The organism is Pantoea sp. EKM10T (genome assembly GCF_011800685.1).
Classification (GTDB): Bacteria; Pseudomonadota; Gammaproteobacteria; order Enterobacterales; family Enterobacteriaceae; genus Pantoea; species Pantoea agglomerans.
Genome location: NZ_JAALEU010000014.1, coordinates 66,326 through 90,474, shown reverse-complemented (window position 1 = coordinate 90,474; position 24,149 = coordinate 66,326). Strand labels below are relative to the sequence as shown.

The following is a 24,149-nucleotide window of genomic DNA, read 5'->3' as shown; positions in this document are numbered from 1 at the left end:
GAACTCAGAAGTGAAACGCCGTAGCGCCGATGGTAGTGTGGGGTCTCCCCATGCGAGAGTAGGGAACTGCCAGGCATCAAATTCGTTCCTTTTCCCCTGACAAGGAAAATAACAGGAACAGACGGCCATCAGCCAGTTGCTGACAGCTGTGAAAGAATCGGTGGAGCGGTAGTTCAGTTGGTTAGAATACCTGCCTGTCACGCAGGGGGTCGCGGGTTCGAGCCCCGTCCGTTCCGCCACTTAATTGGAAAGCCCTGACTTAACGGTCAGGGCTTTTTCCATTGCAGCAAATTCAACACGGAAAAATACACCGCACTGATTCTCTTCGATCTCCCGGATCATTTTAACGAACGCTAATTCTTTGAATCTGAATCGATAATCGCGCAATCGATCCCACCCTTCCCAATTGTGTGCGGGCAGACCCCGATCAGGCCAGCCCCTGTAGATTTCAGGTACGCCAAGGCTGGTCAGCTGTCCACTCACTCAGAAAATCGATAAAAGCGCGCACACGCTGGCTTACGCCAATATCACTGTAGTAAACAGCATGGAAGGGCATCTCGACCGGCAGACGCTGATCGGCCAACACTTCCACCAGTTTTCCCTCAGCAACTTCACGATCGATCATATAGTCCGACAGGCAGGCAATACCATTACCGGTAAGACAGAGCTGCTTAATCGTCTCTCCACTGTTAGAGGAGATAGCCCAGCTAATATCATAGAGTTCGCCGCTTTCACGGGAGACGGGCCAGCGATTGAGTCGTGGGGAATCATCAAAGCCGAGACAGTGGTGGTTATCCAGCTCAGCCACCGTTTGCGGTGTCCCATGCTCACGGAGATAGGCGGGTGAAGCAACCATCTTGCGAAAGCTCCTGAACAGCAGCCGGGCGCGCAGCGTTGAGTCGGTGAGATTGCCGGCGCGAATGGCGATATCCACTTTCCGCTCAATCAGATTGATAAAACTCTCTGAGGAGATCAAAGAAAGAGTCACGTCAGGATAGCGCAGACGAAAGGGTTTAATCATCGGCATCAGCAAATGCAGAATGACCGGCGTCGCGGCATCAACGCGCAGTAGTCCTTTAGGCGCCTGTAAACTCTCGATCAAATCGCTTTCTGCCGTGGTCATCTCCTGCAAAAAACGTTGAACATGGCGAAAATAGCGTTCGCCCTCCTGCGTAAGCGCCAGCTGCCGTGTTGTGCGGGTCAGCAGGGCAATACCCAGCTTGCTCTCCAGCTTTTTAACTGTCCTGCTGACGGCAGAGTTAGCCATCTTCAGCTGTTCAGCAGCGCGACTGAAACTTCCACTTTCTACTACGCTGACAAACACTTTTAGTTCATCAGAAGATGCCTTCATTCTTCCTCCCTGCAGTCACATGGCCATTAAGCCAGTTTATGACTGATAATGCTGTTATAACCAGTACAGGAGCCGTTAACGATGACATCGGGGATGTCACCGCCTGATCTGCCTCGTTTTGCTTAGCGAACGTAAAAGGGCTGCTTTATTCTGGAAAAGGTGATGAATTCTGACATTCACCTGCATCCATTGAAACCCCGGTCTAAAATCCCTATAACAGACAGGTGTTAACTGTATTTTGAATCATCAGCCAGGCGGGAAAGTGCGCAAAAAAACTTATGCAATGCGATATGTAGCAGGACAACCAGTGGAACAGATCTTTCCACCTGGCGCGATGCTCCATCTCGGTCAGGCACTGCCACCCGGCGCACCCTTGCCCGCGCACCCAAACCTCAAAGTTCTGGTGTGGAACATCTTCAAGCAGCAACGCGCAGACTGGATGTCGGTACTGGAAGGATTTGGTAAAGATGCGCACCTGGTATTACTGCAGGAAGCGCAGACCACACCAGAACTGGTGGAATTTGCCACCAGTAATTATCTTGCTGCCGATCAGGTACCTGCCTTTGTGCTGCCTCAGCATCCCTCTGGGGTGATGACGCTCGCCTCTGCGCACCCGGTCTATTGCTGCCCGTTGCGTGAGCGTGAGCCTCTGCTGAGGCTGTCAAAATCGGCACTGGTCACGGCGTATCCGCTGCCCACGGGGGAAATGCTGATGGTCGTGAACATCCATGCGGTAAATTTCAGCCTGGGCGTCGACGTCTACAGTAAACAGCTGGGGCCAATCGGGGAGCAGATCATGCATCACCAGGGGCCGGTGATTATGGCCGGGGATTTCAATGCCTGGAGCCGTCAGCGTATCAATGCACTCTACCGTTTTGCACAGCGAATGAAGCTGGAAGAGGTCATGTTCACTGCCGATCACCGCCGTAAAGCCTTTGGTCGCCCGCTGGATTTCGTCTTCTATCGCGATCTCAGGGTGAGTGAGGCATCCGTACTGGTGACGCGCGCGTCCGACCATAACCCCTTACTGGTGGAGTTCAGTTCAGGAAGCTAGTCCGGTGCATTAAGCGAGCCTGTAGAAGGAGGAGGGAAGTCCGGCAGATGAGTAAACGGTGGCGGATGAATAAAAGAAAAAGGCTGACAAATGTCAGCCTTTTCAATGTATCAGGTATCAGGTGTTGCGTTATTATTCACAAACAGCGTTAAGTTATCGCCGGGTTGAATATCTTTCGCACTGTCCAGCACACTGTTCCAGCGCATCACGTCTTTGATATTGACGCCGTGATGACGGGCAATACTGTCAAGAGAATCACCCTTACGAACACGATAGGTGATGCTGTTGCCGTTATCAGCCAGTCGGGTGCCATTCGAACCAATGGTCAGAGTCTGACCCGGTCGGATATCAGCACCGCGCAGGTTGTTATCCTGCTTCAGTGTCGAGACGCTAACGCCAAGTTTTGAGGCGATACCAGAGAGCGTATCACCCCGTCGCACTTTGTACCCGCCACTCGCACTGGCTTTCGCAAGCTGAGTAGGCTGTACCGCTGCGATGTCACCAGAAGCCAGTGAGTTACGCAGTTTCGCGACGTTCGACTTCGGCACCATAATATAGTGTGGGCCGTTTGGCGCTGTTGCGCCGCCTTTGTAACCGGTATTGAAGCTCTTCAGTTTCGTGAGCGACATACCCGCCATTTCGGCAGCCTGCGTCAGCTGTATCTGCTGACCCACTTCCACTCGCGCCAGAGCACGACTTTCATTAGGTGTCGGCAGTTTGATACCGTAACGCTTGTTATTTTTGAGCAGTTCACTCAGAGCTAACATTTTAGGCACATACACGGTCGTTTCGCGTGGCAGCGATAAATGCCAGAAGTCAGTCGGCTTACCGCGCGCCTTGTTCTGCTTTATCGCTTTGAGTACACGTCCTTCACCACTATTGTACGCTGCGATGGTTAATAACCAGTCGCCGTCAAACATGGTGTTAAGACGCTGCATCATATCCAGCGCAACTTTCGTGGATGCGACCACATCACGTCGCCCATCGTAATACTGGTTCTGTTTCAAACCATAGTTTCGACCTGTTGCAGCAACAATCTGCCAGATACCAGCGGCATTGGCGGATGAAGTTGCCCGGGGGTCAAAAGCGCTCTCCACTATGGGTAGCAGTACCAGTTCCATCGGCATTTTACGTTTCTGTATCTGCTCGACTATCCAGTACATGTACGGCTCTGCCCGTAATGTTACATCGTGGAGATAGCTCTTATTTTTTAAAAATTTACTTTTTTGTTCGCGGATTGCCGGGTTTTCCGGAATCCCCATCTTCAACTCGTCACTAATGAAACTCCAGAGATCTGCGTCTGCTGCGAGGCCAGTTCCATCTTCCTGCCATCGCGGCGACAAAAACTCGTCTCCGTACTTTCCATTTTCACCTTGACCAGCTGAAGACAGACTCTGTGCATGCTGTACCGGGATATTGGCATCGTTCCTGGACGCCTGACATCCTACCAGCAAGACTGAGGCGAGTAAGATCGCTTTAGCCTTCATGTGTGTGTCAATAGTTCGCTTAAAAGACGAGCAACTATACGTGACGACTTTTCACAACACAACCCGAAAAATCAAAAAGCGTCTTTCTTCTCGCGTAGAACGGCAAATGAACGCCATACAGGTTCATCAGTAACGTTAACGTTTAATGCCCTTTGTAAATCAACGTCTTGCGTGCGAAGAAATAAATTTATTGTCCGTTCGTGCGCCAGTTTTGTGGGCAAACTAATGCCATTTTCAGCGCGTAAGTCCTTAATTTTCTGATATTCGGCCGTTATTTGTGGGTCATGGGGCAGAATAGCCGCAGCAAACTTCAGATTGGATAAAGTGTATTCATGCGCGCAGCAGACTAATGTTTCACCTGGAAGCTGGTTAAGCTTTTGAAAGGAATCATACATCTGCTCTGCCGTGCCCTCAAAAAGGCGTCCGCAGCCGCCCGAAAAGAGTGTGTCACCACAGAAAAGATAAGGTGAGCTGTAATATGAGATATGTCCTAAAGTGTGACCAGGGGTGTGGATCACCTCAAACGTCAGGCCCAGTACCGTGACCTTATCGCCTTCGCTGACTATCGTTCTGGCCCCTTTAGCCGCAGTTTCCTGGGGACCATAGACCTCAAGCTGAGGGAAATGCTCGCACAGTGTTTTCACTCCGCCCGTGTGGTCGTTATGGTGGTGAGTCAGCAGAATAGCGACCGGCTGCCAGCCGTTGGAGGCCATTTTTTCTAACACCGGTTGGGCTTCGCCGGGATCGACAATCAGGCATTTACCCTCATCATCAGTCAGCGTCCAGATGTAGTTGTCCTGCAACGCAGGAATACTGGTAAGATTCATCATCACCTCTCGCAGGTCGTAGGAAAAGGAAGAGCGTAAAGCATGAAGCCCGCTAAATCACGCCAGATTCTGAACGCACCGCTGTCATGGCGCGATATGCCGTGGGGAGATTATTTCCGCGACGCGCTAACGCAGCAGCTTCAGCCTTACCTTGGAAAGCTTTATGGCTTTCATATGCTTAAGCTTGGCAACCTCAGCGCAGAAATCAACACCGAAAACTGTGCTATTTCACATCAGGTCAATGTTGGCAGGGAAGGTGAGCTGTTACAGGTGCTGGCTGACCCGATGCAACTGCCGTTTGAGTCGAAGTCGATCGATGCCTGTTTGCTGGCCCATACGCTCGCCTGGAGCCAGGATCCTCACCGGGTGTTACGTGAAGTAGATAGGGTGTTAATTGATGATGGCTGGATGATTATCAGCGGCTTCAATCCATTCAGCCTGCTCGGCGTGAGTAAGATGGTGCCGGGCCTGAACCGCAAAGCCCCCTGGAGCGGACGGATGTTCAGCCAGGTGCGGTTAGTCGACTGGCTGGGACTGTTGAATTATGAGGTGGTCTATCGCACCCGCTTTCAGGTGCTGCCGTGGCATCGGCAGGGCGGAAAACTGATAAGCGCCCACTTACCGGCGCTGGGCTGTCTGAATATTGTGGTGGCACGTAAACGCACCTTCCCGCTGCTGCCGACCCGGGCTAAGAAGAGTATGAGCACCAGCAAGATCCGCCAGACGGTCAATGCCACACGCCAGTTCCGGCAGGCAGAGGATCAGGATTCGGTTTTATAACCGATATCCTCAAAAGCGGGATTTTCAGCTGCGCTGCGGGCCAGCACGTCGCAGCGCTCATTTTCCGGATGTCCGGCATGGCCTTTAACCCACTCCCACTGAATCTTATGGGTGCTGAGTGCTAAGTCGAGACGCTGCCAGAGATCGACATTCTTCACCGGCTTTTTGTCGGCGGTTTTCCAGCCACGCTTTTTCCAGTTATGGATCCAGCTGGTAATTCCCTGACGCACATACTGACTGTCGGTACTGAGCACCACATCGCACGGCTGAGTCAGCGCTTCCAGTGAGACAATCGCCGCCATCAGCTCCATCCGGTTATTGGTGGTAAGGTGATAGCCCGCGCTGAAGGTTTTCTCATGCTGACCGTAGCGTAAAATCGCCCCATAACCGCCGGGACCGGGATTTCCAAGACAGGATCCATCGGTGAATATTTCTACCTGTTTGCGCATCTCTGGTAGACTTCCTCTCAAAAACGCTAAGTCTGACATAAAACGGGTCTTATGAGCACTGCAAATAACCGCCAGATCGTTCTCGATACTGAAACCACCGGCATGAACATGATCGGGGTACATTATGAGGGGCACCGCATCATTGAGATTGGTGCGGTAGAGGTGATCAACCGTCGCCTGACCGGTAACAATTTCCATATGTATCTCAAGCCCGATCGGCTGGTCGATCCCGAAGCCTTTGGCGTACACGGCATTGCCGATGAGTTCCTGGCCGACAAGCCTGCCTTCAGCGAGATTGCCGATGAGTTTCTCGACTACATTCGCGGTGCTGAATTAGTGATCCATAACGCCCCGTTTGATATCGGCTTTATGGACTACGAGTTTGCAAAGCTGAACCGCGGCATTGAGAAAACCGAAACTTTCTGCAAAATCACCGACAGTCTGGCGCTGGCGCGCCGTATGTTTCCCGGCAAGCGCAACAGCCTTGATGCGCTTTGCTCGCGTTACGAAATAGACAACAGCAAACGAACCCTGCACGGCGCACTGCTCGATGCCGAGATTCTGGCTGAAGTCTTCCTGACGATGACCGGCGGACAGACTTCACTCTCCTTTTTATCGGAAAGTGAAAGCGCCCGACAGGCGCAGGGAGAGAGCATCCAGCGCATCGTGCGTCCCACCTCTGCACTGCGAGTGGTCACGGCCAGCGATGAAGAAGTGGTTGCCCATGAGTCACGTCTGGATCTGGTGATGAAAAAGGGTGGCAGCTGCCTGTGGCGCGGCTGAATTACGCATTTTTGTGGATAAAATCAACGGCAAGCTGAAAAAAACAGCAAACGATTTGTACGCCTGGAAAAAGCGTTGACGTCGCAACAGGCTGCCATTACTATGCGCCTCGTTCCCGACGGGGAACAAAGCGCGGAGCGGTAGTTCAGTTGGTTAGAATACCTGCCTGTCACGCAGGGGGTCGCGGGTTCGAGCCCCGTCCGTTCCGCCAATCTCTTTAAAAAAGCCGATTCAGAAATGAATCGGCTTTTTGCTGTCTGCTATTCAGCGGTGGCCTGGTTCTTCTGCGGCATCACCTCGCCTTGCCAGCGGGCGACATCCTCCGCCTCACGATCTTCACGGGCGATAAAGCGATAGCAGCCTGCCGCCAGACCGGCGCCAATAAACCAGCTGAAATTCGCCACCTGATGCAGGGAAGGGATAAAGCTAATCACCAGGCAAATCGCCACCGATGGCAGCAGTGCGCCAATCGCTTTAGGGTTAAAGCCACCGCGATACCAGTAACGGCCTGCTGGCGTATCGTTAAAAAGATCGTCGACCGAGATACGTCCACGTTTAATCAGATAGAAATCGGTCAGCAGAATCCCGAACAGCGGCCCGATAAACGATCCCAGCACATCCAGCGTATAGTGAATCAGCTCAGGAGACTGGAACAGATTCCACGGCGTTAACAGCACCGACCCCACCGCAGCGATCATCCCGCCGGTACGGAAACTGATTTTCTGCGGTGAACAGTTGGAGAAGTCAAAAGCGGGCGAGACGAAGTTCGCCACGATATTGATGCCGATGGTGGCGGTAATCATGGTCAGCAATCCAATCGCGACCGCCAGATCGTTGCCGACCATGCTCACGGTTTCGATGGGATCGGTAATCATTTTGCCAAACAGCGACTGTGTACCCGACACAATCACTACGGTCACCACCGAGAACAGCAGAAAGTTAAACGGCAGTCCCCAGCGGTTGCCGCGACGGATCTCTGACATGCTTTTGCCGTAGCGTGAAAAGTCACCGAAGTTCAGCAGCGGCCCGGAGAAGTAAGAGACCACCAGCGCCGTCGCCGTAATCATCTGCCACGTCTGCTCGCCTGCGGTCAGCGATTTGCTGGCGAGGGTAAATGAGATCCCATCGAAGCCGGTCTTGTATACAATCCAGCCCGCCAGCGCCACCATCACCACATAGACCGCCGGTCCGGCGACATCAATAAACCGTTTGATGGCGTTCATGCCATGCCAGAACACCATCGCCTGCAGTAACCACATAATGCCGAAGCAGCACCAGCCCAGCAGCGACAGACCAAGCCAGTGCGGCACGGTCATCGACGTCAGCGACGGCGCGAACTTCAGCAGCACCAGCATCAGCGCATTCGCCGCCAGATAGGTCTGGATGCCATACCAGGCGAACGCGATCAGACCGCGTATCACTGCCGGGATATTGGCACCAAACACCCCAAACGCCTGACGGCAGATCACCGCATAGGGGACGCCCGCCATCTGGCTCGGTTTCGCCACCAGATTCGCACAGATCTGCACGATGCAGATCCCCGCCAGCAGGCAGAGCAGCACCTGCCAGCTGGCTAATCCCAGCGTGAAGAAGCTGGCGGCCACCACATAGCCGCCCATGCTGTGCACATCCGACATCCAGAAAGAAAAAATGTTGTACCACGACCAGTTCTGATCGCGAGTCGGTGCCAGGTCGTCGTTACAGAGTCGTGGGCTGTAACGGGCGTTGGCTTCAGAGGCCGTGCTGGCCACCGTTGATTGATTTGGCATGAAACCTGCTCCTCTACCCGAGAGTGGAATGAATAATCTGGTAAAGCGGTATTGCAGGATCCAGGCCAGATCTCTTTTCTTGTATACAATATTTATTTTTCACGTATACGATATGTGGCGTACAGCAAGCGACCGGAGCGGGTAATGACGAGTAAAACAGGACAGCGAGACGCCACCAGGCTGCAGGATAAAGATGAAGGGATTTACCAGGCATTGATGAACGCCATTGTTGAGCATCAGCTGCCGCCGGGCAGTAAACTGCCGGAAGAGGCCCTTTCCGGGGTCTTCGGTGTGAGCCGCACCGGCATCCGCAAAGTGCTGCAACGCCTCGCGGCGGTGCAAATGGTCACTCTGACGCCCAAACGTGGTGCGCAGGTCTCCACACCCGGCGTTGAAGAGGCGCGGGATATCTTCTCAACCCGCAGTTTAATGGAGTGCGCTAATCTGCCAGTGGTCCTGGCCCATTTGCAGCCCCCGCATCTGGTGGCGCTGGAGCAGCTCATCGCGCAGGAGAACCAGGCGCACGCCGATCATGATGGCCCGGCAGCCATCCGGCTGTCAGCGGCCTTTCATATTCAGTTACAGGCGATCTCCGGGAATCAGGTGCTCACCGGCATGGTGACCAGTCTGACGCAGCGATCATCGCTGGTGATCGCCGCCTATGGCGCACCCTGGCAGCGTGGCTGCCGCTGTGACGATCATGCGAATCTGCTTCAGTTACTGCGCGCGCGTGCGCTGCAGCCGCTGACGCAGGCGCTACAGCATCACTTCGAGCACATCGTCTCCAGCCTGCACTTTGAGCGCAGCGGGGAAACGCTGCCCGACTTTTCCCGACTGTTTGCCGCAGGCTCTGGAGCTGCCTCATGAGCCTGATTCAGGTTATTAACCCTAATACCAGCCTGGCGATGACCGAAACTATCGGTCAGGCCGCGCGTGCGGTCGCCGCACCGGGCACCGAAATTCTGGCTGTTTCGCCGTCGCAGGGCGTGCCTTCCATTGAAGGGCACTTCGATGAGGCGATCGCCGCCATCGGAGTACTGGAGCAGATTAAACTGGGCAGAGCGCAGGGCGTCAGCGGCCACGTCATTGCCTGCTTTGGCGATCCGGGTTTGCTGGCGGCACGCGAGCTGGCCAGCGGACCGGTGATCGGCATTGCGGAAGCGGCGATGCATACCGCCACGCTGCTGGCGACGCGTTTCTCCATTGTCACCACGCTGCCGCGCACCCTGGTGATTGCGCGTCATCTGCTGCAGCAGTATGGCTTTACCCATCACTGTGCCGCGCTGCATGCCATCGATCTGCCGGTACTGGCGCTGGAAGATGGCAGCGGCCTGGCGCAGGAAAAAGTGCGGCAGCGCTGCATTCAGGCTAAACGGCAAGATGGCAGCGGGGCGATTGTGCTGGGCTGTGGCGGAATGGCGACGCTGGCCGGGGAGCTGACCCGGGAGCTCGGCCTGCCGGTGATCGATGGCGTCAGCGCGGCGGTGAAGATGGTGGAGTCGCTGGTGGCGCTTGGTTTTGGCACCAGCAAACATGGTGATCTGGCCTGGCCTTTGCAGAAACCTCTCTCAGGTGCGTTTCAGCATCTAAACTAACGGAACTTTCCCGAATCAAAACAGGTGGAGTGATGACTGACGCTGCAGAGAAGAAAGAGTACAGCTTTAACAAAAACTATCCGCGCGATTTAATCGGTTATGGCGCTCATCCGCCGCACGCCGCCTGGCCCAACAACGCCCGTGTGGCGGTGCAGTTTGTTCTTAACTACGAAGAGGGCGCAGAAAACAGCGTGCTGCACGGCGACACCGGCTCAGAGCAGTTCCTCTCCGACATCATCGGGGCAGCGAGCTATCCCGATCGCCACATGTCGATGGAGTCGCTGTATGAGTACGGCTCACGCGCCGGTTTCTGGCGTATCCACAACGAATTCCAGAAACGCGGTCTGCCGTTAACGGTTTTCGGCGTGGCGATGGCGCTGGCGCGTCATCCGGAAGTCGTCGAGGCGATTAAACAGGCTGACTACGATGTGGTCAGTCACGGCTGGCGCTGGATCCACTATCAGGGCATGGATGCAAAAACCGAACGCCAGCATATGCAGCAGGCGGTCGATGTGCTGGTTGATCTGTTTGGTAAAGCGCCGACCGGCTGGTACACCGGCCGCGACAGCCCGAATACCCGTCGGCTGGTGGTGGAGCAGGGCGGTTTTAGCTATGACAGTGACTACTACGGCGACGATCTGCCTTTCTGGACCCAGGTCACCTGTCAGGATGGAACGGTTAAACCGCACCTGATTATCCCCTATACCCTGGAGTGCAATGACATGCGCTTTGCCTCGCCGCAGGGATTTAATACCGCGGAACAGTTCTTTACCTATCTGCGCGACAGCTTCGATGTACTGTATGAAGAGGGCGAAACCGCACCGAAGATGATGTCGATCGGTATGCATTGCCGCCTGCTGGGTCGTCCTGGCAAATTCCGCGCGCTGCAGAATTTTCTCGATCACATCCAGCAGCATGAGGATGTCTGGATCTGCACCCGTCAGCAGATCGCTGACCACTGGATCAACACGCACCCGGCACCTTAAGCCGGTTCCGGCGCTCGCCCCGCGTTGATCGGGCGAAGCGCCGGACGATGTCAGCTCATCAGGCTGACCTGCGCCGCCACGATGCACCAGCCGTGGGGCATACGTACCCAGGTCTGCTGCTGACGGCCAATTTTATCGCTGCCGGTGCGGGTAAATTCGGTGCTGCAAACCGCATAATCCTCGCCAAAGGTGGTGATCACGGTGTTTCGCAGCGTCCGGTTCAGCCCGGCGGAAGGACGCGCGGCGCGGAAGGCCCGAATCTCATCAATGCCATACAGATTCTCACCTGCGCCGAGGCGCACGGTTCGCGGGTCGTGCCAGAACAACGCATCCAGTTCGGCCACGTCATTGCTGACCAGCGCCTGCTCGTAGCGGTAAAACTGCGCCGTCACCTCGGTGACGACCTGCGGTAAATTAATCTCTCTGCTCATCAGGCTCCAGCCATATTAATTTGCGGTATCGTGATGCCGCGTTGTTCCAGTGCCCAGGCGGCACGTAACACCGCCTCTTCATTAAACGGACGGGCGATAAGCTGTAATCCAATCGGCAGACCGCTTCGGGTCGCCAGCGGCACGGTACAGACCGGCAATCCCAGGAAGGAGATCGGCTGCGTCAGCATACCCATGCTCGCCTTAGCGGGCAGCGATTCCCCCTGAATTGACAGGGTCTGCTGACCGATGGTGATCGCGCTGCAGGGTGTCGCCGGTGCTATCAGCACATCAAACCGATCAAAAAGCGGCAACACCTGCTGCTGGAAATGGCGGCGGAAACGCTGCGCCTGCACGTACCAGGCACCTGGCATCATGGCACCGGCCAGCAGACGCTCGCGTGAATTGGGTTCAAACTGCTCAGGCGTCTGGCGCAGGGCGGGCAGATAGTGATTGCCGCCTTCTGCCGCGGTCATGATAAACGCCGCCGAGCGTGCCAGCTCAGCGTCCGGCATCAGCACCTCTTCCTGTGCATCAAGTGCTGCCGCGACCACCGCGACGGCAGCGCGGGCATCCTCATCGCACCAGCGGGCAAAAAAGCCACCCAGTACGCCGCAGCGCAAGCCTTCGCTGCCCTGTGACAGCCCTGGTAGCGTCGCGGCCAGCGGGCGATCGGCCTGAAACGCATCGGTGTGGTCTGCGCCCTGCAACAGATCATATACCAGCGCCAGGTCTTCAACCCGCCGCGCCAGAGGACCGATGTGATCGAGGCTGGCGACAAACGGATGGCTGCCGCTGCGTGACAACCGGCCAAAGGTCGGCTTAAGACCAAAAATACCACACAGCGACGCGGGCACCCGAATCGAGCCATTGGTGTCGGTCCCCAGCGAAAAGTGGACCAGACCGGCGGCCACGGCAGCCGCCGAACCGCCTGACGAGCCGCCAGCCACGCGGCTGAGATCGTGCGGATTGTGCGTCGCGCCGTAGTGGCTGTTTTCGGTGGTAAAACCATACGCGTAGGCATCCATGTTCAGCATGCCAGACAGCAGCGCACCAGAGCGACGCAGTTTATCGACAGCAAACGCATCTGCACGTGCCGCCGGCCGGTCGCTGAACAGGCTGGCACCGGCCAGGGTAGTGTGACCCGCCACATCAAACAGGTTTTTTACCGCATACGGGATGCCCGCCAGCGGTGGCAGGGTTTCGCCGCGCTGCCGCTGCGCATCAACATCCGCCGCTTCTTTTAACATGCGCGGCCCGGTCACTTCCGTCCAGGCATTCAGCGCCGGATTATGCTGCTCAACCGCCTGCAGCGTGCGCTTTGCCACTTCCAGCGCACTGATTTCACCCTGCTGGATCGCCCGTTGCAGGGTCTGAATCGAAACGTCACCTAATCTCATGCCTGGTATACTCCTGCCACTTCAAGCCGGTCATCCAGCGGAAACGTCATCAGCGGCGCGGCCATCTCCGCGATACGCGACAGCTGGATCAGCAGTTCAGCGCGGCGGGCGTCATCCAGTTCCAGTTGCAGTATCTGCTCCATATGGCCGATGTAGCTGGCCCAGTCGTGTTGATTCATGATTCGCTCCTGTTAAAAACCGGCGGCGCTGCCGTTACTGCGTGGATCGCTTGCGCCCTCAAACATGCCGTTGCTGTGGCGCACAATGGCGCCCGCATGGCCTACGGATTCGCTGAAGTCCGGCAGCAGCTCCACCTCATGTCCCCACAGACGCAACATCAATACCGTTTCGTCGTCAAAACGACCTTCCAGTTTCAGCGAGTCTGATGATTGCCCCCAGGTCCGGCCCAGCAGCCAGCGCGGCGCACTGACCGCCTGTTGTAACGGCAAGCCCTGAATCACATGGCGGGTAAAAATCGCCGCCTGAGTCTGCGGCTGTCCATCCCCACCCATCGCGCCATACACCAGCGTCCGGCCATCTTTCAGCCGTGCGGCGGCGGGATTCAGGGTATGAAACGGCTGCTTACCGGGTGCCAGGGCCAGCAGATGGTCAGGATCGAGGCTGAAAGCGGCACCGCGGTTCTGCCAGGTGATACCCGTGCCGGGCAGCACCACACCACTGCCAAATTCGTGATAAATGCTCTGAATAAAGGAGACGGCCAGGCCGCTGCTGTCCATCACGCCCATCCAGACCGTATCGCCCGGCCCGCGTCCGTTTCCCCAGGCTGCCGCCTCTCCATCGGTGATCTGGCTGGCGAGTGTGGCAAGGTGATCGCTGTCCAGCAGCGCCTGCAAATCTTCCGTGACGTGACGTGGATCGGTGATGTGTTTGTCGCGCAGCGCAAACGCTTTTTTGGTGGCTTCCACGATACGGTGCACCGTCTGCGCATCGTCAGCCTCCGCCATCTCCAGCCGATCGGTGATGCCCAGGATCGCCAGCGACACCATGCCCTGCGTTGGCGGGGTGATATTCCAGATGTCACCTTCGCTGTGGGAGAGATGCAGCGGCGTCGTGCGGCGGGCGCGATGCTGCTGCAGATCGGCCAGCGTCACCGGCATGCCCAGCGTGGCCATCTCATCGGCCATATGGTGAGCCAGCGTGCCGCGATAAAAGCTGTCGAGCCCCTCTTCAGTAAGCTGGCTCAGGGTGTTTGCCAGGGCGGGCTGGGTAAAACGGCTGCCTGGTTGCGGCACGTTGCCGTCAGGCATAAAGGTGGCGCCGAAGCCGGGCTGATGCTGCAATTCACTGCGGAACGTCGCGGTGGCGGCGCTCTGTGAGGCAGTCACCGGGATACCGTCGGCGGCGTAGCGAATCGCATCGCGCAGCAGACGTTCCAGCGGCAGCGGCGGGGTGCCCATCTCAGCCGAGAGATTCAGTGCCTCCTGCCAGCCGCTGACCGTACCGGCCACGGTCAGCGCCGCTTTCGGCCCGCGATGCGGAATCTTAGGGTGATCGGCGTAGAAATCGTGATGAGCCAGCGAACCGGCTGCGCCGCTGGCGTCGATAGCGACAGGCTCGCCGCCGGGCGGCAGAATCAGCCAGAAACCATCACCGCCCAGTCCATTCATATGCGGGTAGACCACGGCGATGGTCGCGGCAGCGGCCACCATCGCTTCAATGGCATTACCGCCATCACGCAGAACCGCGAGCGCGCTTTCACTCGCCAGATGGTGTGGCGTCACCGCCATCCCCTGCGGGGCCATATTGCTTTGAATCATCTTTTTCTCGTTATCCGGGTGACAGAACCGATAACAAAGCAAGAGCTGTTCCAGTTTTCACCCTGAGCTGACAATGCGCCGGTTAACCTGGCGCAAATTGTGCTAGCTTCTGCTGAAACAAAAGTTACAGGACGGGTTATGAAACAGCTTGATGAACGACTCAGGAGTCACTATCCCCAGCTCTCCCCGCAGGAGCAGCGTATTGCCGACTTCGTGTTTGACCACTTCGATGACCTGATCAGCTACAACAGTGCCGAGCTGGCGCGGCTCAGTGGCGTGTCGAAAGCCACGGTCAGCCGGCTGTTTAAGCGTCTGGGCTATGAAAAATACAAGGATATGCGTGATGAGTTACGCATCCTGCGCCAGAGCGGCATGCCGCTGACCGATAATCGTGATGCGGTGCAGGGCAATACGCTGCTGGCGCGACACTACAAGCAGGAGATGGCTAACCTGACGCAGTGGGTGAACAGTCTGGATGCCCGGCACTTTAATGAGGTTATCCAGCAGCTGGCGCAGGCAAAACGCGTCTTTATCATCGGCATGCGCAACGCCTATCCGGTGGCACTGCATCTGCGACAGCAGCTGGTGCAGGCGCGTTCGCAGGTACATATCCTGCCGCAGCCGGGCCAGACGCTGGCTGAGGAGCTGGTGGATATTACGCCGGAGGATATGGTGGTCGTGATGGCCTTCCGTCGTCGTCCCCGCATCATTCGCCCGCTGATGCAGCAGTTGCAGGCGGCCGGTATCCCGCTGCTGGCGCTGTGTGAGCCGCAGGCGCAGACGGTGATTGCGCTGGCGCGCTGGCAGCTCTGTACGCCGCTGGACAGCGTTTCCGCCTTCGACAGTTATGGCTCCGCCATGAGTCTGGTTAACCTGATTGCCAATGCACTGCTACATGAAATGCTGGCACAGGGACGTCAGCGCATTCATCAGATCGCCGACCTTTACCAGCAGTTTGACGAGCTGGAGCACCGCTAAAAGGCACCGTTTTGGTGCTTTGCCCCATTTCAGAACAGACCTTCCCCCGGCGTAGTCGTCCCGATTACGCCAGATTTCAGCTGAATGCTTTGCCGCTTAACCCTTTTTCTGTGGCCGTCCGGATTGGCACATTAGTTGCAGATTGCATCTCAAAGAATCTTTTGTTTCACGTTAATCTCACCGGGGTGCATAATGAAAAAAGTTTTGATGGCGGTTGCGACAGCGGCATTACTGATGGCACAAGCGGGAAGCGCGCTGGCCGATCAACTGCAGGACATCCAGAAACGCGGCGTCATTCGCATCGCCGTGCCGCAGGATTTCCCGCCGTTTGGCTCGGTTGGCACCGATCTGCAGCCGCAGGGGTATGACATCGACACGGCCAGATACCTGGCAAAACAGATGAAACTTAAGTTGCAGCTGGTGCCGGTCAGCAGTGCCAACCGCGTGCCTTATCTGCAAACCGACAAGGTCGACCTGGTGATCTCCAGCATGGGTAAAAATGCCGAGCGGGAAAAAGTGATCGACTTCACCCGCGCCTATGCGCCGTTCTTCCTGGGCGTATTCGGGCCAAAAGGCGATGAAATCAAAGCGGCGTCTGCCCTGAGCGGCAAATCTATTGGCGTAACACGCGGTGCGGTAGAGGACATGGTGCTCAGTGACGTTGCGCCGAAAGATGCACAGGTGAAACGCTACGAAGATAACAACACTACCTTGTCTGCGTATCTCTCCGGTCAGGTGCAGTATGTGGCGACCGGCAACCTGGTGGTCGCCGCCATTGCCCGTCAGAATCCGGCTAAAGCGCCGGTGGCGCAGTTTATGCTGAAAGATTCTCCCTGCTATATCGGCCTGAAGAAAGATCAGCCGGCACTGAAAGCGAAAGTGAATGCGCTGATTGAGCAGGGCATCAAAGATGGCACCCTGAATAAACTGTCAGAAGAGTGGCTGAAAGCGCCGCTGCCCGCCAACCTCGGCGCCTGAGGAAAGATTCATGACCGGGCAACTTAACTTTCCCGCCCTGTGGCCCTACTGGCCGGAGCTGCTCTCCGGTCTTTGGGTCACCATTCAGCTGACGGTGCTGGCGACTACCGGTGGTGTGGCGCTGGGCATTGCGGGCGCGGCGCTGCGCAGTGGCAGACCCAGCTGGATGAGCCGCCTGTGGGGCATCTATGTCGAGCTGATCCGCAACACGCCGTTTGTGGTGCAACTGTTCTTTATCGTTTTCGGTCTGCCTGCGCTGGGGCTGAAACTCACTGCTGGCGAGGCGGCGCTGTTGGCGATGCTGATCAACCTCGGGGCATATAGCACCGAGATTATTCGTGCCGGAATACAGGTGACACCCAAAGGGCAGTGGGAAGCGGGACGAGTGCTGGGATTAACCCGCAGCCAGACGTTTCTGCGGGTGGTGTTGCCGCCCGCGCTGCAGCGCATTTATCCGGCGCTGGTGAGTCAGTGCATCATCGTGATGCTGGGTTCGTCGGTGGTGTCGCAGGTCTCCTACGAGGAGCTGACCTTCGCCGCCAACCTGATCCAGTCGCGCACCTTCTTAAGTTTTGAGGTCTATCTGGTGACCACGCTGATCTACCTGGCGTTGTCGATTGCAATGCGCCATCTGCTGCTGGCGATTGGCCGTAAATGGTTTGGAGTGCAGCCATCATGATGACGACCTTTACCGACTGGGACATCCTGCGCAACCTGCTGCTGGCGGCACGCTGGACCCTGTTGCTGTCGCTGGTGGCCTTTGTCGGCGGCACGCTGGTGACGCTGCCGCTGCTGTTTATGCGCCTGCTGCAACGCAAATGGTTAACGCGGCTGGTACGCGGTTACACCGCGCTGTTTCAGGGCACGCCGCTGCTGATGCAGCTGTTTCTGGCGTTTTTCGGTGTCGGCCTGTTCGGCATTGATGTTGCACCCTGGACGGCGGCCTCGCTGGCGCTGACCTTCTACACCAGCGCCTTTCTGGTCGATATCTGGTACGGCAGCATCCGCGCCCTGCCAAAAGGCCAGTGGGAAGCGTCGCGCTGTCTCGGCCTGACCTTTGGTCAGACGTTGTGGCGGGTCATTGCGCCGCAGGCGATCCGCATCGGTATTGCCCCGACGGTGGGGTTTGCTGTCCAGGTGATCAAGGGCACCGCGCTGGCGTCAATTATCGGGTTCATCGAGCTGACCAAGGCGGGCACCATTCTGAACAACGTGACCTATCAGCCGTTTAAAGTCTTTGGGCTGGTGGCGCTGGGCTACTTCCTGATGTGTTATCCGCTGTCTCGCTACAGCCAGTATCTGGAGAAAAAATTCAATGCCGCTCATCACCATTAATCAGGTGCAAAAATATTACGGCGACAACCATGTGTTGAAAGGCGTGGATCTGGATATCGACATGGGCGAGGTGATCTCAATCATCGGTCGCAGCGGATCGGGCAAAAGCACGCTGCTGCGCTGCATGAACGGGCTGGAAGGCTATCAGGAGGGCAGCATCAAGCTCGGTGGTATGACGATTACCGATCGCGACTCGCAGGCGCGTGAAATCAGCCGCTCGGTCGGGATGGTGTTTCAGAGCTTCAATCTGTTCCCGCACATGACGGCACTGGAGAACGTGATGCTGGCGCCGCGCCGGGTGCTGAAAAAAAGCGAGGCCGAGTGCCGGGCGCTGGCGGCGCAGATGCTGGAGAAGGTCGGGCTGGGCGAGCGTCTCAACTACTATCCTGCCAGCCTCTCCGGCGGTCAGCAGCAGCGCGTGGCGATCGCCCGTGCACTGGCGATGACGCCGAAAGTTTTACTCTGTGATGAGATCACCTCCGCGCTCGATCCCGAGCTGGTGGGCGAAGTGCTCAAAGTTCTGGAGCAGCTGGCGTCAGAAGGGATGACGCTGATCCTCGTCACGCATGAAATGAGCTTCGCCCGCGATGTGGGCGATCGTGTGGTCTTTATGCATCAGGGGCGCGTCTGGGAGCAGGGCGACAGTAAGACGCTGTTCGCTCAGCCGCAGTCACCGGAGCTGAAGCAGTTTATCTCTTCGGTTCGCCTCTGATTCTGAAAAAGGAAATTACCATGGATATCAATCACTACCCGCAACTTAACCCGCCACAGCGTCTGCTGATGGGGCCAGGACCGATCAATGCCGATCCACGTGTGCTGCGCGCCATGTCGAGTCAGCTGCTGGGGCAGTACGATCCCGCGATGACCCACTACATGAATGAAGTGATGGCGCTCTATCGCGGCGTGTTTCGCACAGAGAACCGCTGGACGCTGCTGATTGACGGCACCTCCCGCGCCGGTATCGAATCGATTCTGCTGTCATCGATCCGGCCTGGCGACAAAGTGCTGGTACCGGTGTTTGGCCGCTTTGGTCATCTGCTGTGCGAAATTGCCCGCCGCTGTCGTGCGGAAGTGCACACCATTGAAGTGCCGTGGGGCGAAGTCTTTACTCCCGACCAGATCGAAGATGCGATCAAAAAAGTGCGGCCGCGCCTGCTGCTGACCGTGCAGGGCGACACCTCAACCACCATGCTGCAGCCGCTTGAGCAGCTGGGTGCGATCTGCAAACAGTATGGCGTACTGTTCTACACCGATGCCACCGCGTCGCTGGCGGGTAACGCGCTGGAAACGGACGCCTGGGGACTTGATGCCGTATCCGCGGGGATGCAGAAATGCCTGGGCGGTCCATCGGGTACCTCGCCGATCACGCTGAGCGCAGAGATGGAGGCGGTGATCCGCAAACGCAAATGCGTAGAGCAGGGGATCCGCACCGAGGCGCATCAGGATGGCGAAGAGGAGATGATCTACTCCAACTATTTTGATCTCGGCATGATCATGGATTACTGGGGGCCGGAGCGGCTCAACCACCATACCGAAGCGACCAGTGCGCTGTTTGGCGCGCGCGAGTGCGCCCGTCTGATCCTGCAGGAGGGGCTGGACAACGGCATCGCCCGCCACAAGCTGCACGGTGAAGCATTGCTGAAAGGCATTCAGGGGATGGAGCTGGAGACCTTCGGCGACCTGAAACACAAAATGAACAACGTGCTGGGCGTGATGATCCCGTCTGGCGTAAACGGCGATCAGGTGCGCAAGCTGATGCTGGAAGATTTCGGCATTGAGATTGGCACCTCGTTTGGCCCGCTGCATGGCAAGGTGTGGCGCATCGGCACCATGGGCTACAACGCGCGTAAAGATTGCGTGATGCAGACTCTCTCCGCGCTGGAAACGGTGCTGACCTATGTCGGCTATCGCACGCCACAGGGTGCCGCCGCGCAGGCCGCCTGGAATCACTACGGGAGCCACGCATGATGATGAGCGCCAGCGAAGCCCAGGCCGCTGCACAGCGCGTTATGGCGCGCTGCGATGCGCTGGCGGCGATCAGCGAAACGGCCGAGGGGCTGACCCGCGTCTACCTCTCACCCGAACATCTGCGCGCCAACGCCTGTGTCGGTGAATGGATGCAGGCGGCGGGGATGCAGGTGTGGCAGGATGAAGTCGGCAATATCTGTGGGCGCTACGAGGCGGCAGAAGCGGGTGCACCCGCGTTACTGCTTGGCTCGCATCTCGACACGGTGCGCAACGCCGGTCGCTACGACGGCATGCTGGGCGTGCTCAGCGCCATTGAAACCGTGCAGTGGCTTAACGAACATCAGCGCCGCTTACCGCTGGCGATTGAAGTCATTGGCTTTGGCGACGAAGAGGGCACCCGTTTTGGCATTACGCTGCTCGGCAGTCGTGGCATTACCGGCAGCTGGCCGCAAAGCTGGGTGACGCATCCTGACGGCAACGGCATCACCGTGGCGCAGGCGATGGCGGATGTCGGTCTCGACAGCGACAGGATCGCATCTGCGGCGCGGCGGGTTGAGGATATCGTCGGTTATCTTGAGCTGCACATCGAGCAGGGCCCCTGCCTGGAGCAGGAGGATCTGGCGCTCGGTGTGGTCACGGCCATCAACGGTGCGCGCCGCCTCAACTGCCGTTTCACCGGTGAAGCGGGCCATGCGGGCACGGTGCCGATGACCCACCGCAAAGATGCGCTGGCTGCCGCTGCCGAGTGGATGGTGTTTATCGAGCAGACCACCCGTGAGCAGGATCCGCAACTGGTGGCTACCGTCGGTACGATTAACTGCGCGCCGGGAGCGGTCAATGTAATCCCTGGCGAGGTATCGCTGTCGCTGGACGTGCGCGGTCCGCTGGACAACCCGCTGGAGACACTGCTCTCCAGCCTGTTAACCCAGGCGGAGGCGATTGCGCTGCGGCGTGGACTCCGCTTTGAGTCGAACGAATATTATCGCATCGGTGCCACCGCCTGTGACTCCGCGCTGCAACAGGCGCTGAGTCATGCGGTGGAAACGGTGCAGGGGCGCAGCCTGTCACTGCCGAGCGGTGCGGGGCACGACGCCATCGCAATCGCTGAACGCTGGCCGGTCGGCATGCTATTTGTGCGTAACCATCGCGGTATCAGCCACCATCCGGCAGAGTCCGTGGCGGTGGCTGATGTGGCGCCCGCGCTGCAGGCTTATTTACAGGCGGTCTCGCTGATTGCTGAACGGAGCTGAACATGGAATTAGCCGCATTTAATCAGCTGTCGGCTGACGAGGCGCAGGCGGCCATCCGGCATTGTGTCGCCATCCCGCACTGGCAGCAGTCGCTGGTAGCGGCCCGGCCTTTTATCACCCTGGATGCGCTACGGGCAACCGCCGATGCGCTGGCCCGCCAGTGGCAGCAGCCTGAGCTGGAGGCCGCACTGTCGGCGCATCCCCGCATTGGCGAACGCGCGAACGGCGCGGATAAAGAAGCGGCACTTTCACGCGGAGAGCAGTCTGCGATGCAGCAGGCCGACAGCGCTTTGCAGCAGGCAATGCAGCAGGGGAATCAGGCGTATGAAGCCCGTTTTGGCCGGGTGTTTCTGATTCGCGCTAAAGGGCGCAGCGGCGAGCAGATGCTGGCAGAGTTGCAGCGTCGGTTGCAGAATAGCGATCCTGCCGAGCAGCAGGAGGCGCTGGATCAGCTGCGTGAGATTACCCTGTTACGCCTGAAGGAGACGATTCAATGAGTACTGTTACCACCCATATTCTGGACACGGCGCTGGGCAAACCGGCCAGCGGTGTAGCGATTTCACTTGAGCAGAACAGCCCGGAAGGGTGGTTTCCGATTTCACAGGGTGAAACCAACAGCGACGGGCGTCTGAAAGATCTGACGCCCGAGCCGCTGACGCCGGGCCACTACCGTTTAACGGCAGAAATCGGCGACTATTTTGCCGCCGCTGGTCGGGATGCACTCTACGTCAGCGCGCAGATCGATTTTATGATTGCCGAAGCGGGCAGCCATTTTCATCTGCCGTTTCTGATTTCGCCCTGGTCCTGGTCAACTTATCGCGGCAGTTAATGGGCGGGCTGACTGCCCGCCCGCCATTCACAGCGAAAAGCGATCCGCATCCTGCCAGGCCGGGAAGCGCTCGCGATAAGCATTCAGTGCGTCCAGCGATAGCTCTGCGTCCAGCCTGGCGCGCTGGTGCGGCTCAGCCGCGCTGAGGATCTCACCCTGCGGTGAAATAATCTGGCTGTCGCCGCTGTATTCATGCTGATTGCCGTCACTGCCGACGCGGTTACAGCCTGCCACATAAGCCTGATTTTCAATTGCCCGCGCCAGCAGCAGCGCCTGCCAGTGCAGTGCACGCGGTGCAGGCCAGTTGGCGACATAGAGCGCCAGATCGTAATCGTTGCGGTTACGCGAGAAGACCGGGAAACGCAGGTCGTAACAGATTTGCGGCAGGATGCGCCAGCCGCGCCACTCAAACACCTGACGCTGTTCGCCAGGCAGATAGTGGTGATGCTCGTCCGCCATGCGGAACAGGTGGCGCTTGTCATACTGATGCAGCGTGCCGTCCGGCTCCACCAGCAGAAAGCGGTTTACCGCGCCGTGTTCGGTCTGAATCGCCGCGCTACCGCCGACCAGGGCATCGTTGCGACGGGCATGCTGATGCAGCCACTCCACCACCTGCGCCTGAGGCAGCGAGCTTTTCGCCGCTTCCATTGCAAAGCCGGTGGTAAACATCTCTGGCAGTAAAATCAGATCGCGCCCGGTGAGTCCATCCAGTTGCTCGTCAAAATGGCGCAGGTTGGCCTCGCCATCCATCCAGCTCAGCGTCTCCTGCAGTAACGTGATTTTTAAAGCTGACATAAGCGCTCCGCGGCGGCATCTAATGTCGCCGGCTGTTTGGCAAAACAGAGGCGGATCAGTTTATGAGGAAACGCATCGGCGCAGAACACCGACAGAGGAATCGCGGCAACGCCCACTTCGCGGGTCAGCCACTGGCAGAAACTGACATCATCCAGATCGGAGATGGCGCTGTAATCGACCAGCAAAAAGTAGGTACCTTCGCAGGGAAGCACCTTAAAGCGGCTGCTGCTTAGCGCCGTTGCCAGCCGATCGCGGCGGTCGCGATAAAACGCCGGCAGTTCAAGATAGTGCTCCGGATGCTCACGCAGCATATCGGCAATCGCCAGCTGCGCCGGCGTATTCACCGAGAAGGTCAGATACTGATGCACCTTGCGCAGTTCCGCGCTGATCGCGGCAGGGGCAATGCAGTAGCCCACTTTCCAGCCGGTCATATGGAAGGTCTTACCAAACGACGACACCGCGATAGCGCGCTGGCGCAGTTCGGGATGTGCCAGCACGCTGGCGTGGCCTGCCTGATCGAAGCAGATGTGCTCATAGACTTCGTCGCTCAGTACATAGACCGGTCGCGCAGCAATCGCCTGCCATAGCGCGGCGAAATCCTGCTGCTGCCAGACGGTGGCGGAAGGATTGTGCGGCGTATTCAGGATCACCAGCCGGGTTTTATCACTCAGCAGCGCAGCAAACGCCTGCCAGTCCACCCGGAAAGCGGGCGGCTGCAGCGTAATGCGTTTCATCACGCCGCCCGACAACTCTACCGCAGGCGCATAGCTGTCGTAGCTGGGATCAAAGCAGATCACCTCATCGCCTGGCCGCACCAGCGCGGTAATCGCCGCATAGAGCGCTTCGGTTGCGCCCGCCGTCACCGTAATCTCTGTTTCGACATCAGGACGATAGTCATAAAGCCGCGCGGTTTTCTCTGCAATCGCCTCACGTAACGGCAGCGCACCGGTCATCGGCGCATACTGGTTCGCGCCCTGGCTGACGTGATACGCCAGCCGCTGCTGCAGATAGTCCGGGCCGCTAAAATCAGGAAAGCCCTGAGAGAGATTGATAGCGTTATGCTGCTGCGCCAGCGCACTCATCTGGCTGAAAATGGTGGTGCCGAGCAAAGGGAGTTTACTCTCGGGGATCAGGTTGTGCTGCGTCATGATGTCAGGCCTTAAGCGCGAAGATTGATGCGGTGTCACCCGGTGTTTGTGCCACTATAAACAGGATGATAGTATTTGGCAATCAAGACGCTTAGATGGCTAAATGCGTCATGCTCCACACCTCAGCTTCGTTAGCTTCGTTTGCTTACCCCGGTCACTGACAAGTGTCAGCTCCCGGGGA

At 57.6% G+C, this 24,149-nt stretch carries 26 protein-coding genes and 2 tRNA genes; 17 read left to right on the top strand and 11 right to left on the bottom strand.

The genetic code is table 11. The features are described from left to right. The first annotated feature begins 162 nt into the window (after window positions 1–162). Window positions 163–239, top strand: a tRNA-Asp gene (locus HFD95_RS20530). 209 nt (window positions 240–448) lie between these two features. Here the strand turns inward: HFD95_RS20530 and yafC are convergent. Continuing rightward, window positions 449–1,351 (bottom strand): DNA-binding transcriptional regulator YafC, encoded by a 903-nt coding sequence (gene yafC / locus HFD95_RS20525; protein ID WP_022625197.1) that lies wholly within the window; start codon window positions 1,349–1,351, stop codon window positions 449–451. 262 nt (window positions 1,352–1,613) lie between these two features. On the opposite strand from yafC, the gene HFD95_RS20520 reads away from it, so the two are divergent. After that, window positions 1,614–2,405, top strand: coding sequence for an endonuclease/exonuclease/phosphatase family protein (locus tag HFD95_RS20520; protein WP_010255114.1), 792 nt, complete (start codon window positions 1,614–1,616; stop codon window positions 2,403–2,405). A gap of 110 nt (window positions 2,406–2,515) precedes the next feature. Here the strand turns inward: HFD95_RS20520 and mltD are convergent, their stop codons facing one another. Beyond that, entirely contained in the window at window positions 2,516–3,892 is a 1,377-nt protein-coding gene (gene mltD / locus HFD95_RS20515) for a murein transglycosylase D (RefSeq protein WP_022625195.1), read from the bottom strand. Between the two features lie 71 nt (window positions 3,893–3,963). After that, window positions 3,964–4,719 carry a hydroxyacylglutathione hydrolase gene (gene gloB, locus HFD95_RS20510; RefSeq protein ID WP_052272058.1) on the bottom strand — a complete coding sequence of 252 codons (756 nt, stop codon included), beginning with the start codon at window positions 4,717–4,719 and terminating at the stop codon, window positions 3,964–3,966. A gap of 42 nt (window positions 4,720–4,761) precedes the next feature. Here gloB and HFD95_RS20505 point away from each other — a divergent pair, with 42 nt between their 5' ends. Further along, window positions 4,762–5,499 carry a class I SAM-dependent methyltransferase gene (locus HFD95_RS20505; protein WP_010671138.1) on the top strand — a complete coding sequence of 246 codons (738 nt, stop codon included), beginning with the start codon at window positions 4,762–4,764 and terminating at the stop codon, window positions 5,497–5,499. Here the strand turns inward: HFD95_RS20505 and rnhA are convergent. Beyond that, entirely contained in the window at window positions 5,481–5,948 is a 468-nt protein-coding gene (gene rnhA / locus HFD95_RS20500; protein WP_010255125.1) for a ribonuclease HI, read from the bottom strand. The two genes, HFD95_RS20505 and rnhA, sit on opposite strands and share 19 nt — an antisense overlap. A gap of 51 nt (window positions 5,949–5,999) precedes the next feature. On the opposite strand from rnhA, the gene dnaQ reads away from it, so the two are divergent. Beyond that, a complete protein-coding gene (gene dnaQ / locus HFD95_RS20495) occupies window positions 6,000–6,731 on the top strand; it encodes a DNA polymerase III subunit epsilon (RefSeq protein WP_010255127.1) in 732 nt (243 codons plus the stop codon). 134 nt (window positions 6,732–6,865) lie between these two features. Further along, window positions 6,866–6,942, top strand: a tRNA-Asp gene (locus HFD95_RS20490). Window positions 6,943–6,991: 49 nt separating this feature from the next. On the opposite strand, the gene HFD95_RS20485 is transcribed toward HFD95_RS20490, so the two are convergent. Beyond that, on the bottom strand, window positions 6,992–8,500 hold the full coding sequence (locus HFD95_RS20485) for an NCS1 family nucleobase:cation symporter-1 (RefSeq protein WP_010671139.1): 1,509 nt from the start codon (window positions 8,498–8,500) through the stop codon (window positions 6,992–6,994). 144 nt (window positions 8,501–8,644) lie between these two features. Between HFD95_RS20485 and HFD95_RS20480 the strand changes: the two genes are divergently transcribed. From HFD95_RS20480 to puuE, 3 genes are read left to right on the top strand one after another with little or no spacing between them, the layout of a single operon-like run. Beyond that, the gene (locus HFD95_RS20480) at window positions 8,645–9,367 is read left to right on the top strand and encodes a GntR family transcriptional regulator (protein WP_010671140.1); all 723 of its coding nucleotides are present in this window, start codon (window positions 8,645–8,647) and stop codon (window positions 9,365–9,367) included. Then, the gene (gene hpxA, locus HFD95_RS20475) at window positions 9,364–10,095 is read left to right on the top strand and encodes an allantoin racemase (RefSeq protein ID WP_010255136.1); all 732 of its coding nucleotides are present in this window, start codon (window positions 9,364–9,366) and stop codon (window positions 10,093–10,095) included. Before HFD95_RS20480 ends, hpxA begins: the two co-directional genes overlap by 4 nt. A gap of 32 nt (window positions 10,096–10,127) precedes the next feature. Continuing rightward, entirely contained in the window at window positions 10,128–11,081 is a 954-nt protein-coding gene (puuE, locus tag HFD95_RS20470) for an allantoinase PuuE (RefSeq protein ID WP_010255138.1), read from the top strand. A 50-nt stretch (window positions 11,082–11,131) separates the two neighbouring features. Here puuE and hpxZ read toward each other — a convergent pair whose 3' ends face one another. From hpxZ to HFD95_RS20450, 4 genes are read right to left on the bottom strand one after another with little or no spacing between them, the layout of a single operon-like run. After that, entirely contained in the window at window positions 11,132–11,512 is a 381-nt protein-coding gene (gene hpxZ / locus HFD95_RS20465) for an oxalurate catabolism protein HpxZ (RefSeq protein WP_052272057.1), read from the bottom strand. After that, entirely contained in the window at window positions 11,512–12,909 is a 1,398-nt protein-coding gene (locus HFD95_RS20460; protein WP_167430661.1) for an AtzE family amidohydrolase, read from the bottom strand. Before HFD95_RS20460 ends, hpxZ begins: the two co-directional genes overlap by 1 nt. Next, window positions 12,906–13,088, bottom strand: coding sequence for an oxalurate catabolism protein HpxX (gene hpxX / locus HFD95_RS20455; protein ID WP_033766590.1), 183 nt, complete (start codon window positions 13,086–13,088; stop codon window positions 12,906–12,908). Before hpxX ends, HFD95_RS20460 begins: the two co-directional genes overlap by 4 nt. Window positions 13,089–13,100: 12 nt before the next feature. After that, complete coding sequence (locus HFD95_RS20450) at window positions 13,101–14,687, bottom strand: gamma-glutamyltransferase family protein (RefSeq protein ID WP_010671144.1); 1,587 nt, start codon at window positions 14,685–14,687, stop codon at window positions 13,101–13,103. 138 nt (window positions 14,688–14,825) lie between these two features. On the opposite strand from HFD95_RS20450, the gene hpxU reads away from it, so the two are divergent. The 9 genes from hpxU (at window position 14,826) to uraH (ending at window position 22,025) form a co-directional block, all read left to right on the top strand. Continuing rightward, window positions 14,826–15,665, top strand: coding sequence for a MurR/RpiR family transcriptional regulator HpxU (gene hpxU / locus HFD95_RS20445; RefSeq protein ID WP_010255152.1), 840 nt, complete (start codon window positions 14,826–14,828; stop codon window positions 15,663–15,665). A 192-nt stretch (window positions 15,666–15,857) separates the two neighbouring features. Further along, window positions 15,858–16,643 (top strand): transporter substrate-binding domain-containing protein, encoded by a 786-nt coding sequence (locus HFD95_RS20440; protein ID WP_010255154.1) that lies wholly within the window; start codon window positions 15,858–15,860, stop codon window positions 16,641–16,643. A gap of 10 nt (window positions 16,644–16,653) precedes the next feature. Next, the gene (locus HFD95_RS20435) at window positions 16,654–17,322 is read left to right on the top strand and encodes an amino acid ABC transporter permease (protein WP_010255155.1); all 669 of its coding nucleotides are present in this window, start codon (window positions 16,654–16,656) and stop codon (window positions 17,320–17,322) included. Then, window positions 17,322–17,978, top strand: a complete 657-nt coding sequence (locus tag HFD95_RS20430; protein ID WP_010255156.1) for an amino acid ABC transporter permease — start codon at window positions 17,322–17,324, stop codon at window positions 17,976–17,978. The genes HFD95_RS20435 and HFD95_RS20430 overlap by 1 nt, the downstream gene beginning before the upstream one ends. Further along, complete coding sequence (locus HFD95_RS20425) at window positions 17,959–18,690, top strand: amino acid ABC transporter ATP-binding protein (RefSeq protein ID WP_010671147.1); 732 nt, start codon at window positions 17,959–17,961, stop codon at window positions 18,688–18,690. Before HFD95_RS20430 ends, HFD95_RS20425 begins: the two co-directional genes overlap by 20 nt. Window positions 18,691–18,710: 20 nt before the next feature. Then, window positions 18,711–19,946, top strand: coding sequence for an alanine--glyoxylate aminotransferase family protein (locus HFD95_RS20420; protein ID WP_167430660.1), 1,236 nt, complete (start codon window positions 18,711–18,713; stop codon window positions 19,944–19,946). Then, complete coding sequence (hpxK, locus tag HFD95_RS20415; RefSeq protein ID WP_010255158.1) at window positions 19,943–21,196, top strand: allantoate amidohydrolase; 1,254 nt, start codon at window positions 19,943–19,945, stop codon at window positions 21,194–21,196. Before HFD95_RS20420 ends, hpxK begins: the two co-directional genes overlap by 4 nt. Window positions 21,197–21,198: 2 nt before the next feature. Then, window positions 21,199–21,693 (top strand): 2-oxo-4-hydroxy-4-carboxy-5-ureidoimidazoline decarboxylase, encoded by a 495-nt coding sequence (gene uraD / locus HFD95_RS20410; protein WP_167430659.1) that lies wholly within the window; start codon window positions 21,199–21,201, stop codon window positions 21,691–21,693. Continuing rightward, on the top strand, window positions 21,690–22,025 hold the full coding sequence (gene uraH / locus HFD95_RS20405) for a hydroxyisourate hydrolase (RefSeq protein WP_167430658.1): 336 nt from the start codon (window positions 21,690–21,692) through the stop codon (window positions 22,023–22,025). The genes uraD and uraH overlap by 4 nt, the downstream gene beginning before the upstream one ends. Window positions 22,026–22,052: 27 nt before the next feature. Here uraH and HFD95_RS20400 read toward each other — a convergent pair whose 3' ends face one another. Continuing rightward, window positions 22,053–22,820, bottom strand: coding sequence for an amidohydrolase (locus HFD95_RS20400; RefSeq protein ID WP_033766593.1), 768 nt, complete (start codon window positions 22,818–22,820; stop codon window positions 22,053–22,055). Then, complete coding sequence (locus HFD95_RS20395; RefSeq protein ID WP_033766594.1) at window positions 22,808–23,968, bottom strand: pyridoxal phosphate-dependent aminotransferase; 1,161 nt, start codon at window positions 23,966–23,968, stop codon at window positions 22,808–22,810. Before HFD95_RS20395 ends, HFD95_RS20400 begins: the two co-directional genes overlap by 13 nt. Window positions 23,969–24,149: the final 181 nt, after the last annotated feature.